The organism is Pseudomonas fluorescens (genome assembly GCF_000968015.1).
In the GTDB taxonomy this organism is placed as follows: domain Bacteria; phylum Pseudomonadota; class Gammaproteobacteria; order Pseudomonadales; family Pseudomonadaceae; genus Aquipseudomonas; species Aquipseudomonas fluorescens_W.
The window spans coordinates 1-13,790 of record NZ_LACH01000075.1 but is presented as its reverse complement, the minus strand read 5'-3'; the positions used below and the strand labels follow the sequence as shown (position 1 = coordinate 13,790).

Genomic DNA, 13,790 nt, shown 5'->3' with positions numbered 1-13,790 from the left:
TCTCCTCAAACGGGCCGCTTGCGCCACCCGTGAAACTCGCTGCTTTTTAGGCATTCTTTCCAAGCATTCTTTCCAGGCGTAGCAGCAGGTATTAAACCGCCACCAGGCGCACGCTGGCACCTTCACCGACACCCAGGGCTTCGGCCGCTTCAAGATCCAGGGTCACGGGTTTGCCCGGCGCGTAATCGAGCTCAAGCAAAACGGCGCGGTAATCCTGCAACTGGGCATTGGCCACCAGGTACTGACGACCGGCGCCTTTGACCGGCTCGCCGATTTTCACCGGGACTACTCGGCTCTGGGCGATCGAACGGATCCCCGAGACACGGGCGTGCAGGGTCGGCCCACCGTCAAAAATGTCGATGTAGTGATCGGTCTCGAAGCCTTCGCGCATCAGGATGTCGAAGGTGATCTGCGCCCGTGGGTGCACCTGGCCCATCGCCTCTTGAGCGGAGTCCGGCAGCAGCGGCACATAGATCGGGTAATGCGGCATCAACTCGGCCAGGAACGTCCGGCTCTTCAGACCGCACAGACGCTCGGCAGCGGCGTAGTTGAGGTCGAAGAAATTACGACCGATGGCATCCCAGAACGGCGAATCACCGTTTTCATCGCTATACCCGACGATCTCGGTCACCACCGAATCGGCAAAACGCTCTGGATGGCTGGCGACAAACAGCAAGCGACCACGGGAGTTGAGCTCCGACCAGGCCGACCCCACCAGCTCCGGAAGGACGTAGAAACTGGTCAGCAAGCTGTTGCCGGTCAGGTCGTGGCACTGGGAGAGCACGTGGATCTTGTTGTGAATCTTCAGCTCGCGGGAGGCGTGCACAAAGGTTTCATTACGGAAGCTGTAGAACGGCTCGGAATAACCGGCCGACGCAACGATGGCAGAGCAGCCCACCAGTTTGCCGGTGGCGGTGTCTTCGAGGACGAAGAAATAGCTCTCTTCACCGTTGAAGCTGACTTCGGCGGCGAACGAGGCTTCGCTTGCTGCGATCTTGTCGCTCAGGCGTTCAACGTCATCCGGCAAGGAAGTGACACCAATCGGGCTGTCCGCAGCCAGACGCTGTACCTCGCCCAGATCAGCCATTTGCGCGGGGCGCATCACCAGCATGGTGTCACTCCTTTCTCGAAAAACACTTTGAGGAAAAATAACCGGGCCAGTCCTGAAACCACTCAGAGTCAACTGTGGGAGCGAGCTTGCTCGCGATGAGGCCCTGCCAGTCGCCATCAATGTCGACTGTCAGATAGCTATCGCGAGCAAGCTCGCTCCCACATTGAATCTGGCCCGGCATAAAAATTGGGTTCGACGCCCAAAAGTCAGGCGTCGAATTAACTATCAGGCTTGAGTCAGTTTCGCCGCGGCGCGCTCGAAACGATCCAGACCGGCATCGATATCGGCGTCTTCAACCACCAGGCTTGGCGCGAAACGAACCACATCCGGGCCAGCTTGCAGAATCATCAGGCCTTCTTTTTCAGCGGCGTTGAAGATGTCCTTGGCCTTGCCTTTCCAGGCATCGTTCAGCACGCAACCGATCAACAGGCCCATACCACGGACCTGGGTGAACAGGCCGTACTTCTCGCCGATCTGTTCCAGGCGGGCCTTGAACTTGTCGTGCTTGGCGTTGACGCCGGCCAGCACTTCAGGGGTATTAACCACGTCGATCACGGCTTCAGCGACAGCGCACGCCAGCGGATTGCCGCCATACGTGGTGCCGTGAGTGCCGACGACCAGGTGTTTGGCCAAGTCTTCGGTGGTCAGCATTGCGGCGATCGGGAAACCACCGCCCAGGCTCTTGGCGCTGGTCAGGATGTCCGGGGTCACGCCGTAATGCTGGTAGGCGAACAGCTTGCCGCTGCGGCCCATACCGGTTTGCACTTCGTCGAAAATCAGCAGCGCGTTGTGCGCGGTGCACAGTTCACGGGCGCCTTGCAGGTACTCGAGTTCGGCCGGGATGACGCCGCTCTCGCCCTGGATCGGTTCCAGAACCACAGCGCAAGTCTTGTCGGAAATGGCGGCTTTCAGCGCGGCCAGATCGTTGTATGGCACATGGGTGATACCGGTGATCTTCGGACCGAAACCATCGGAATACTTCGACTGGCCACCGACGTTCACGGTGAACAGGGTACGACCGTGGAAACTGTTGAGCGCGGCGATGATTTCGTACTTCTCGCTGCCGAAACGATCGAAACCGACGCGACGGGCCAGCTTGAAGGCGGCCTCGTTGGCTTCGGCCCCGGAGTTGCAGAAGAACGCGCGATCGGCAAACGTAGCGTCGATCAGCTTATGCGCCAGGCGCAAGGCCGGCTCATTGGTGAAGACGTTGGAAACGTGCCACAGCTTGTTCGCCTGCTCGGTCAAGGCACTCACCAGCGCCGGGTGCGCATGGCCCAATACGTTAACGGCAATCCCGCCGGCGAAGTCGATCAGCTCGCGGCCAGACTGGTCCCAGACGCGGGAACCGGCGCCACGAACAGGAATGAAAGCGGCAGGCGCGTAGTTGGGAACCATTACCTGGTCGAAATCGGCGCGTTGTACCGCAGCGTGCTCAACGGACATCGGAGTCTCCTGATGAGGAACACTCGCCTGAAACTGGCGAGCGATGGGGGGATTGTAAGGACAGTTTTCAGCCCGGCCTTGCCGCCAAGCGACAACTTCTTATAGCGCAAACCCCGGTTTCAGCCGGGTTTACGGCAATGCGACATATAGCGTCGCAAAGGCGCAGTTTAAACTGCCGGCACAGGTTATAGGCAGGGTTGTCGAACGGTGCGGTAAATATGTACCGCACGGAACCGATCATCGTCTGTTTTGCTGGCGGCTCATCCAAAACGCTAAGGGAATAGCGCATGAGCCGATACGCGAACGATCGCCTTTCTACTACCGGGGACAGTGAATCCGCTACGCAGCCGGACGATCACTACCACCACCTATTCAACAATCTGCCAGTCTGGGTATTAGAAGCATCGTCCAGTACACACCGCGCCCTCAAGAACGCCGCGCTTATGACGCCGGACTGGCATGGCACCGCAACACCCCAGCAACACCGGTCGCTAAAAAAGATCAGTCAGGAACACTGGACCGCTCGAAATCGTCTGGACTCAATGCTGTCGAAGCTGCAAAGCGCACAAGCCTTTGCCGAACTGCTGCTGAGCGACGCTCTGAAAGCCCGGTTTGACCTGGATCTGGACGTCAAAACCACCTTCCTGCGCCTGTACATCCCTCAAACCGTGGCGCTTTTCGGAATCAAGTCTGGCGCCGCGCGCACCTGGACCGTGTCGATGCTCGACGCCGCCCTACATAACTTTCAGGAATCGGAAACAGCGGCAGGGGCTTTCGAGTCAGCCTCGACGTTCATCACCCAACCTTCGCCCACAGGGCAGTTCGATACGCTGCCGGCGCTCAAGCAAAAGCTCACTATCCCGGCCTTTGCCCGGTTATGCCGGGAACTGGATATTGGCGAGCGGTACAACGCTTACCTCAAAGACAATCTGGGGCTCTCCAACCCGGTGGCCGGTGCGGTGTTGAAATCGAAGGTGATCGGCTCGCACAAAACAGCACTCCAATCTGCGCTGCAGATGGCGCAAGTCCGAAAGGATATTTCAGAGGATGCCCATCTCTCGATCCTGCGCATTCTGGAAGGGCGTTCGGGTGCTCGACTGGATGGGCAGCCGCTGTATGGTCACGACCTGACAATGATGTCCTCCTCGCTGACCGGCATTGTCATTTTCGCGGAGAGCCTGGAGCGCGCACGCAAGGCAACACGGATCATTGCCTACATTCCCGATGATCCAGAGCATCCTCTCAAGGAATACCCAAACACATTGGCGCTCATGGCCGAGCTGACCCGCAAATTGCGCTCGCCCGTTTATCAAACGTTCTTCAGTCGTTTCGTCGACCACAAGGAAAGAGGACATTTTTTCGCGGACCTCAACCGTCGCCTCCAGAGCGTGACCTGGCGTCAACACCGAGAGGGAGACCCACTGCCGAGTTGGCGCGAAACGCCCATCGACAAGCCTGACTTGCGGTTTTCGGCGATCCCGTTCAGAGCGGACCTGTGGAACCATCTCTATCAGCGACAGCTGAACAAAATCCTCAACGATGCAAACACGCTCGCCGTCTCTACCTCCACTGCCGACAGCAACGAGCGATGGGCACTGTGGAATGCCTTCAGCAAAGTGGCCTCAACGCTCCTTGAAATCGCGACGTTCGTTGCGTTGCCTTTCGTCCCGTTTCTCGGCGAATTGATGCTGGGGTACATGGCCTACCAGTTACTCGACGAAACCTTCGAAGGCACAGTGGACCTGGCTGAAGGGCTGAAAACAGAAGCGCTCGGGCATCTGATGACGTTTGTCGAAACGGTGGTTCAGGTGGGGACATTTGCGGTGGGCGGCGCCATTGCTACCCAGATCTTCAGCCGTCTGCTCTCTCGTGAAGCTATTGCGCTTGTCGACCCACTCAAACCCGTCACAACGTCCGAAGGAAAAACCCGCTACTGGAAGCCGGATCTCAAGCCTTACGAACAAGCACTCATTTTGCCCGAAGGAGCAAAACCCGATCATCTCGGCCTCTATCAAAACGAGGGCAAGACGCTGCTGCCACTGGAGGGAAAACTGTATGCCGTGAGGCCCGACTGCTTGCCAGGCACGTTTCAGATTGAGCATCCGAACCGAACTGATGCTTATCAGCCGCCTCTGCTGCATAACAACCATGGCGCCTGGCACACAGAACTGGAGCAGCCGCTGAACTGGGACCGGGAAAAGGTCATGCGCCGCCTCGGCCATAGCGTCGAGTCGTTCACCAACACCGAGCGCGAACAGATCCTGCGGGTCAGCGGTTACCACGACAACGTAGTGCGCGAAATGCATGTCGAACATTATCGCCCGCCTTCGCTCCTGACAGACACGATCAAGCGCTTCAGGATCAACCGGGACATCGAAACCTTTATCGAGCAGATCGGCAGCGACCAACCCGAGCGCTATCGCAAGGCCGATCTGTTCCTGCAACATCAATTGCTGACCAGCTACGACGATTGGCCTGGCGACACACCAATGCCGGCACCGGAAACCCAAACACGAGCCTTCAGAAAACAAACGGCCGAACTTGCCCTTAAGCATCACAAATCGCTGTTCGATACACGCTATCGCGCGCTGGAGAAAACCGACAACGTACAGGTCCAGCGACTGCTCGACGACGTGCATGGATTGCCGACCGATGTCGCGCAAGAGCTGGTGAGCAATGCAATCGGGACCGAATTACGCCAGCTGCACAACGTTCGCACGCCCCCACGGCTCAAGGAAGCAGCACTAAAAGCCATGGAGGCCGTACGCGCAACCAGAGCCTGTGAAGGCCTTTATTCCGACGTTCTGGACAACACCGACACCCACCGACTGGCCTTGCAAAGCCTGAATTCGCTGCCCGGCTTTCCCGCTGAGCTGCGTATTGAAGTGAGGGATTATGCCCATGACGGACTTGTGCGCGACAGCATTGGCCGGTCCGATGCCCCGATCGTGAAAACACTGGTGCGCGCTGAAGACGGCACTTACCAGGTTTATCAAGACAGCAAATCGGTGCCCGGTGATTTTTATCAGGGACTATTTCAGGTGCTGCCGCCAGCACAGCGCTATGCGCTGAACCCATCTATAGCAAATGCGCAGTCACTCAAAGTACACATCGCCGAACATGCATTGAACCATCCGGCACTGCGCAAGTTGTTCGCAAAAAATCCCCATCGAAAACCGTTCTACGACCCTACGATCATGCGCTTGCCCGGCGGCACAGAGGGTTACAGGCGCAGTTACGCCCCGACGCCCTCTCTCAACGACCGGGTTCGCGAGGTTTACCCCAGCCTTTCCGAGGAGGAACTCCAGTCTGTTGTTCTCCAGTTACAAACGCATCCCGATGGCGCACACATGGAGCTCTCACGTCTGTCCAGCGAGCTCTCGCGACTGCATCAAGACCTGAACACCTGGATAAATGACTCGCCCACTGTTCACCCGCAAACCCGAGCCCCTCTGAGCGATTTGGAACAACAGGCCGCTCGACACAATCGCAGGCTGCTGGCCCAGGAAATCCAGCGCAGCTGGCGCCGACAATCAGAGCGGGACTTCGATGACCCGAATGACACACCGCGCTATGCGCTCATATTTGCCGAACCGATTCTTGGCGATCTACCCACGCTGACGGCCAATTTCCCCCATGTGTCATTGCTGTCCCTTGAAGGCAGTCATGCTGTGCAGGGTGTTCCCGAGTTTCTTCAGCGCTTCAACAGTTTGCGCCGCCTCGAATTAAAACGCTTTTCCCTGACCTTCCTCCCCGAGGCCATTTCTCGAATGACGGACCTTGATGCACTGGTCTTAAGCGATTGCGCGATCAGGTTCGATGCAGCCAGCTGGTCGAAGCTGTCTTCATTGAACAAACTGGTCATGCTGGATCTGTACCAGAACCCGTTCACTGTGGTGCCCAGTGTCGAATCCATGCCTGAGCTTGTTCACCTGGACCTGAGCCGTACCGGCCTGACTGACATTCCCGACAGCGTAGTTCGCCACCCCAAACTTGATACCGCCAAGCTGCTACACAACAGGATCAGTGAACTGCCTTCGCAATTATTCGAAAGCCCGGTGTACACCAAACGCGCAATACACCTGACGCACAATCCGCTTTCAGATAACGCCCGACAACTGATCAAGCATCACTACTTCGACAGCTCATTCGATTTGGGTATCTATGCCCCAGAGGCGGACATCAACCGAGTCAGGGCGCTGTACCCGAACCTGGAGGTCGAACAGGCGAGCGAGTTTGTCTATGAACTGTCAGGCACCCTGGCAGACGGCCGGATCGAGCTGACAAACCTTGAAGCGGAGTTGGCACAACTGAGCAACGACTTGGCGGCATGGACCGCCAACCTTCCGGCCCAACACCCGTTGACGGGTGAACCGTTCAACGCCCAACAACAGCTTGTCGAGCACATGAACCGCGACCAGTTCAAACAGACACTGGAGCAGTGCTGGCGGCATGAAAGCGAACTGGATGATTTCAATGAGGCGCTGGAGCCCACCTATGAACTCGTTTTCGAATCCTACATCAACGGCGACCTGCCTACCCTGAACGCCGACTTCAGTCATGTGACATCGCTGGAGTTACTCAGCGCCGACGGAGCGACCCGAGCCGGGCATTTTCTGGAGTCTTTCCCCAACCTCAAAAACCTCAGGCTTCGCGCCTGTAATCTGGGCAATATTCCCGATGCGGTGTTCAAGATGGGACAACTGCGGTCGCTGTCGATCCCTGAATGCCGCGTCAGACTGTCAGCGGAATCGGCAAGTGCGCTGGCGGGAATGGAACAGCTCGATTATCTCGATCTGGCCCACAACCCCTTGGGGCAAACGCCTGACCTGAGTCAGATGATGGAGCTCGCGACCGTACGGCTGAATGACACCGGTATCACCGAAATACCGCACGGCCTGCTGCAAATGACAGAGCTGGACTGGGCCGACCTCAGTGACAACGCCATCACCGAAGTCCCCAGCGACGTGCTGGAACTGCCGGTGGAAATCGCTGAAAACATCAGTTTTCGAGGTAATCGGTTTTCCGAAGAGAGCCTGCTACGGCTGATCGGCTACTTCGAACAAACGGGCATGGACTTTGGCGTGGAAGAGGTGATCAATCGAGGAGAGATGGGTATCTCGACTTCCGAAGGCTCCGACATGGAGGAATAAATCAGCCTTCAGCAGGTGGCGTGGTTGCACTGTCACCCACGCTCCGAGGGCACCGACGACAATTCGAACGGGCTGCTGCTGCGTCGCTGGTTGCGATCTTCCCGCGGCGTGGCACCGAAGAAGTTGCGGTAGGCGCTGGAGAAATGCGGCCCTGAGGAGAAGCCACACGACAGGCCGATCTGGATGATCGACTTGCTGGTTTGCATCAACATCTGCCGGGCCTTGTTCAGGCGCAGTTCCAGGTAATACTGGCTCGGCACACGGTTGAGGTATTGCTTGAAGATCCGCTCCAGCTGCCGACGGGACACGCACACATGCTGGGCGATTTCGTCGGTGGTCAGCGGCTCTTCGATGTTGGCTTCCATCAGCAACACAGCTTGCGTGAGCTTCGGATGGCTGGAACCGAGACGGTTCTGCAGCGGAATGCGTTGGCGTTCGCCGCCCTCGCGGATGCGCTCGACCACCAGTTCTTCCGACACCGCACCCGCCAGCTCGGCGCCATGGTCACGGGCCAGCACGGCCAGCAGCAAGTCGAGTACCGACAGGCCGCCGCACGCGGTCAGGCGATCGCGATCCCAGTCGAACAGGTGACTGGTGGCGATGACTTTCGGGAAACGTTCGGTGAAATCGTCCTGCCAGCGCCAATGCACGGCAGCGCGATAACCGTCGAGCAAACCCAGTTGGGCCAACGGGTAAACACCGGCAGACAAACCACCGATCACGCAGCCAGCACGCACCAGTTGTTTCAGCGAACTACTGAGCGCCGGCGCGAGCGTGGTCGGCGGCTCATCGGCGAGCAGAAACAGTTTCTGGAAGTTTTCGAGCTTGCCGGCCCACGGCTCACCCGGCAATTGCCAGGCGCCTTCGGTCGGCGGTTCGGCCTGCAAAAACGACAGTTCGTAGACAACGTCCGGATGCACACGCTGGGCAACACGCAAGGCCTCCTCAGCCAGCGCAAGCGTCAGTGCTTTAGTGCTGGGCCAAATCAGGAAACCAATTCGATGGGCAGTCATGGGCGAGCGATCCGAAGCGAAGAACAGTGATGAAGGCATGGGCCAATGCTAGCCCGGAAACGAACACAAATCTCAAAACCGGCACAGATCAACTGTAGGAGCTGTCGAGTGAAACGAGGCTGCGATCTTTTGATCTTGAAAATCAAAGTCAAAAGATCGCAGCCTTCGGCAGCTCCTACAAAGGTTCGGGGCCGGCCTCTAGGTTGCAAAGCATGCACTATCCCGGTGCACAACGGCAGTCTTGATTACTTCAGGCTGCCCGAGAGGAATTGTTGCAAACGTTCGGACTGTGGATTGACCAGCACCTCACGCGGGTTGCCGCTTTCTTCGACGACACCTTTGTGCAGGAACACCAACTGGTTCGACACTTCACGGGCAAAGCCCATTTCGTGCGTCACCACCACCATGGTCCGGCCTTCCAGCGCCAGGGCCTGCATGACTTTCAGTACGTCGCCGACCAGTTCCGGGTCGAGCGCCGACGTCGGTTCGTCGAACAGCATCACCTCAGGTTCCATCGCCAGCGCACGGGCAATCGCCACACGCTGCTGCTCGCCGCCGGACATGTGGCCAGGGTAAGCATCTTTACGATGAGCCACACCGACCTTGTTCAGGTAGTGCTCGGCCTTCTCGCGGGCCTCGGCCTTGGACATGCCGAGCACGTGGACCGGCGCTTCCATGATGTTTTCCAGCGCGGTCATGTGCGACCACAGGTTGAAATGCTGGAACACCATCGACAGGCGCGAACGCATGCGTTGCAGCTGTTTCGGGTCGGCCGCCTTCAGCGCGCCGTCCTTGTTGGCGACCAGTTTCAGCTCTTCGTTGTTGAGCAGAATCTTGCCCGCGTGCGGCTGCTCCAGCAGGTTGATACAGCGCAGGAAGGTACTTTTGCCGGAGCCACTGGAGCCGATGATGCTGATCACATCGCCAGCCGCCGCTTTCAGGGACACGCCCTTGAGCACTTCGTGACTGCCATAGCGTTTATGCAGGTCTTGGACTTCAAGTTTGTACATGCGGTCGGTTCTCACAAAAACAGTCAGTCAGTCGTTGAGCAAGCGCCCGTGACGCAGCGCTTCGCGCCCCGCCACCTTGGCCAGCCAGAAACCGGGTTGGGCATAACGCAGCCGTTCAATGGCAAACAGCACCCCGGACGTACCAGCACACACCGTGCTGACCCGATCCGATAACGGATCGATCACTTCGAAAATCTCATCGCCGGCTTCAATCCATTCACCGGGTTTACGCAAGAAACTGATCACGCCAGGGTGTGGCGCAAACAGTAATTCGGTGCCTTCGAACGGCATGCCTTCGCAAGCATCTTGCGCAGGTTTTGGCCATTCGCCGCTGATCAAGCCTTGCTCGGCGAGGAACGCCAGAATGCCTTCGGCGTAAGCGCAGGCTTCAGCGCGACCGGTATCGGCTTGACCACCTAATTCAATGGTAGTCGCCAGGCAGGCCAAGGGAATCTGCGCATCAGGAAACAGGCGCGACAAACGCAACCACGGCAGCGAACAGGCTTCGTCGAAGGAACTGCCGCCGGAATCTTCCGCCAACAACCCCACCTTCACGTCCAGGTGCGCGGCCAACGAACGCCATTGCGGCCAGTGTTGCGGCAAGGCGTACATGTGCAGCGCCGCTTCGGCATCGCAATGCAGATCCAGTACCACGTCAGCGGTGCAGGCATGACTGAGCAAAATGCGCTGCATGCCTTGCAACTGACTGGCGGCTGGCGGCAATGCGGCCAGCGCATCGCTCATGGCCTGACGGATCAGCTGAATATTGGCGTGCGGATCATCACCCAGGTGCCCTTCCAGCTCGGCGGCCACTGGCGCGCTCAGCTCGACGAAGTCCCGGTTGAAGTTCTTGCCGCTGCCCGCCTCGAAACGCCCCTGATGATTGCCTTGCAGCAGTTGACCGAGGCCCAGTGGATTGGCCACCGGCACCAGTTCGATCACACCGTTGAGCAAGCCTTGGGCTTCGAGTTCGGTCAAGCGCTTCTTCAGCTCCCAGGCCACGCGCATCCCCGGCAATTCATCGGCGTGCAGGCTGGCCTGGATGTAGGCCTTGCGCTCGCCACTACCGAAGCGGAACACCGAAATCTGCCGTTCGCTGCCCAAGTGGTTCCACGGCAATGAATGATCGATGCGTTCCATATCAGTGCTTCCGCGGGGCCAGATAGCCCAGCCAGCGGCGCTCGGCCAGTTTGAACATCCGCACCAGAATGAACGTCAGGCACAGGTAGAACACGCCGGCGGTGATGTAGGCTTCGAACGGCAGGTAGAACTGCGCGTTGACCGTGCGTGCGGCACCGGTGATGTCGATCAGGGTCACGATGGACGCCAGACTGGTGGTCTGCAGCATCATGATCACTTCGTTGCTGTACTGCGGCAACGCCCGGCGCAGGGCCGACGGCAGCAGGATGCGCTTGTACATCTTGTAGCGCGACATGCCCATTGCCTTGGCCGCTTCGATCTCACCGTTCGGCGTGGCGCGCAGGCTGCCGGCGATGATTTCAGCGGTGTAGGCGCTGGTGTTGATCGCGAAGGCCAGGCACGCACAGAACGTCGCGCTGGACAGCCACGGCCAGAGGAAGCTTTCACGTACCGCTTCGAACTGCGCCAGACCGTAGTAGATCAAGAACAGCTGCACCAGCATCGGTGTGCCGCGGATCACGTAGGTGTAGAGCCAGGCGCTCATGTTGACGGCCGCGTTTTTCGAGACGCGCATCAAGCCCAGCGGCAAGGCGCACAGCAGGCCGAAAAACAGCGACAGCGCGAGCAATTTGAGGGTGGTCACCAGGCCGCCGAAGTACAGCGGCAGGGCCTCCCAAATGACGTTGTAGTCGAAGATCATAGATCAGCCGCCCTTACGCCTACCGAGTAGCGCTTCTCAAGGTGACGCAATGCCAACAACGAGACGCTGGTGATCACCAGGTACATTGCCGCCACTGCGAGGAAGAAGGTGAAAGGCTCGCGGGTGGCATCTGCCGCCTGCTTGGCCTTGAACATCATGTCTTGCAGACCCACCACCGAAATCAGCGCGGTGGCCTTTGTCAGGACCAGCCAGTTGTTGGTGAAGCCCGGAATCGCCAGGCGAATCATCTGCGGCACCAACACCCGAAAGAACACCTGAAAACTGCTCATGCCATACGCCATGCCGGCTTCTGCCTGACCTTTCGGGATCGCCATGAAGGCGCCACGGAAGGTTTCCGACAGGTACGCACCGAAGATGAAGCCCAAGGTGCCGATACCGGCGGCCAACGGATTGAGATCGATGTACTCGTCAAAACCGAGCAGCGGCGCGACGCGGTTGAGCAGGTCCTGACCACCGTAGAAAATCAGCAGGATCAGCACCAGGTCGGGAATCCCGCGGATCACCGTGGAATACAGGTCGCCCAGCCAGGCCAGCCAGCGAATCGGGGACAGACGCAGCGCAACGCCGATCAGACCCAGAAAAATGGCCAGGACCATGGACGACAAGGCGAGCTGAAGCGTCAGCCATGCGCCATCGAGGATGACAGCCCCGTAGCCTTTCAACATGATTCAGGTCCTCGAAAAAGGGGATGAAAAAATGGCGCAAACCTCAGAGATCCTGTTGCTTGCGCCATTTCGGACTTGTCGCCGGGACGTGTTACTTGCCGTAGATATCGAAGGCGAAGTATTTGTCCTGGATTTGCTTGTACTTGCCGTTTTCGCGAATGGCGGTGATCGCGGTGTTGACCTTGTCTTTCAGCGCATCACCCTTGCGAACTGCGATACCCACGCCGTCGCCGAAGTATTTGACGTCGGTGAAGGCCGGACCAACGAAGGCGAAGCCTTTGCCAGCGTCGGTTTTCAGGAAACCGTCATCCAGCAGCGTAGCGTCTGCCACGGTGCCGTCGAGGCGACCGGCAGCGACGTCGAGGTAAATTTCATTCTGCGAACCGTAAGGCTTGATCTCTGCACCCAGCGGGGCCAGGACTTCGCGGGCGAAACGCTCGTGGATCGAACCACGTTGCACGCCGATGTTCTTGCCCTTGAGCTCAGCCAGGCTGTCGCTGACTGGAGTGCCGGCCTTCATGACCAGGCGAGCCGGGGTGTTGTAGTACTTGTTGGTGAAGTCCACGGACTTCTTGCGGTCTTCAGTGATCGACATGGACGACAGGATCGCGTCGATCTTGCGCACTTTGAGTGCCGGGATCAGACCGTCGAACTCTTGCTCGACCCAAACGCACTTGACCTTCATCTCTTCGCACAGAGCGTTGCCGATGTCGTAGTCGAAACCCACGATGCTGCCGTCCGGCGCTTTGGAAGCGAACGGAGGGTAAGCCGCTTCGATACCAATTTTCAGAGGCTTTTCATCGGCGAATGTCGGCAGGGACAGCACGGACAGTGCCAGGGCGCCAAGCAGCACGAGTTTCTTCATCTTGGGACTCCATCGGTAAAGGGCTAAAACGGCAGAGTGAGCGACAGCCCAATATGCGAATGAGTGGAACCGCAAAGCGGTGCTGCGTTGTAGGAATCGCGCGCATTTTTCAACACGAGCAACAACGAGCGAGTGATCGGCATTCTAACGACAGGCCCGAAGCCGATATTTCTTCAATGCGACAACTAATTACAGAAGCACCGAGAAAGCCGCTTGGGCGCGTTGACAGCCTTGCAAATTCATGCAAGAGCAAAAGACAGTGAACCGATCTATGCTGCAAATTGCGGGCCTATTATTGGCAAACCCTTCTAATCCGGCAAGCGCAGCGTTGTGTCTTATTTTTAAAGCGGACTATAGAGGCCGAATGACGGGGCTTTGCGTTTCCCAATGCCCCGTATCGGAACGAGCGGTTACACATTCAGTTACTTGAAAGGTGATGGGTAACAGTGGGAAGGCGCCTATAGGTGAAGCCGATAATTATTGGCCGTTGCTTATGCGTTGTCAGACAGATCGCCATCGCGAGCAGGCTCACTCCTACAGGGTTTTCGGGGGTGTTCAGATTGCAGGCACACCACAATTCCCTGTAGGAGTGAGCCTGCTCGCGATGAGGCCAGAACTGCCCACACAAAAACAACAGGCAATAAAAAGGTTCTTCACGGAATCCCG

The 13,790-nt window shown here is 58.1% G+C and carries 10 protein-coding genes; 1 reads left to right on the top strand and 9 read right to left on the bottom strand.

What is annotated here, in order from left to right:
* Positions 1 to 91: 91 nt before the first annotated feature.
* Both aruF and VD17_RS28470 read right to left on the bottom strand, forming a co-directional pair.
* Positions 92 to 1,111, bottom strand: a complete 1,020-nt coding sequence (gene aruF, locus VD17_RS28475; protein WP_008154316.1) for an arginine/ornithine succinyltransferase subunit alpha — start codon at positions 1,109 to 1,111, stop codon at positions 92 to 94.
* 225 nt (positions 1,112 to 1,336) lie between these two features.
* On the bottom strand, positions 1,337 to 2,557 hold the full coding sequence (locus VD17_RS28470; protein WP_046056745.1) for an aspartate aminotransferase family protein: 1,221 nt from the start codon (positions 2,555 to 2,557) through the stop codon (positions 1,337 to 1,339).
* Between the two features lie 287 nt (positions 2,558 to 2,844).
* Between VD17_RS28470 and VD17_RS28465 the strand changes: the two genes are divergently transcribed.
* On the top strand, positions 2,845 to 7,710 hold the full coding sequence (locus VD17_RS28465; protein ID WP_046056744.1) for a dermonecrotic toxin domain-containing protein: 4,866 nt from the start codon (positions 2,845 to 2,847) through the stop codon (positions 7,708 to 7,710).
* 32 nt (positions 7,711 to 7,742) lie between these two features.
* Here VD17_RS28465 and argR read toward each other — a convergent pair whose 3' ends face one another.
* From argR to VD17_RS32490, 7 genes are all read right to left on the bottom strand, one after another.
* Positions 7,743 to 8,723: a transcriptional regulator ArgR gene (argR, locus tag VD17_RS28460; RefSeq protein ID WP_033056741.1), complete on the bottom strand. Its 981-nt coding sequence runs from the start codon at positions 8,721 to 8,723 to the stop codon at positions 7,743 to 7,745.
* A gap of 245 nt (positions 8,724 to 8,968) precedes the next feature.
* Positions 8,969 to 9,733: an ABC transporter ATP-binding protein gene (locus VD17_RS28455; protein WP_008154324.1), complete on the bottom strand. Its 765-nt coding sequence runs from the start codon at positions 9,731 to 9,733 to the stop codon at positions 8,969 to 8,971.
* Positions 9,734 to 9,760: 27 nt separating this feature from the next.
* Positions 9,761 to 10,873, bottom strand: coding sequence for a M14 family metallopeptidase (locus VD17_RS28450; RefSeq protein WP_046056743.1), 1,113 nt, complete (start codon positions 10,871 to 10,873; stop codon positions 9,761 to 9,763).
* Position 10,874: 1 nt separating this feature from the next.
* Positions 10,875 to 11,573, bottom strand: a complete 699-nt coding sequence (locus VD17_RS28445) for an ABC transporter permease (RefSeq protein ID WP_008154328.1) — start codon at positions 11,571 to 11,573, stop codon at positions 10,875 to 10,877.
* Positions 11,570 to 12,259, bottom strand: a complete 690-nt coding sequence (locus VD17_RS28440) for an ABC transporter permease (RefSeq protein ID WP_046056742.1) — start codon at positions 12,257 to 12,259, stop codon at positions 11,570 to 11,572. Before VD17_RS28440 ends, VD17_RS28445 begins: the two co-directional genes overlap by 4 nt.
* A 91-nt stretch (positions 12,260 to 12,350) precedes the next feature.
* A complete protein-coding gene (locus tag VD17_RS28435) occupies positions 12,351 to 13,124 on the bottom strand; it encodes an ABC transporter substrate-binding protein (RefSeq protein WP_033056745.1) in 774 nt (257 codons plus the stop codon).
* Positions 13,125 to 13,542: 418 nt separating this feature from the next.
* Positions 13,543 to 13,790 (bottom strand): hypothetical protein (locus tag VD17_RS32490; RefSeq protein ID WP_221174452.1); only part of this gene is annotated, 248 nt, incomplete at its 5' end.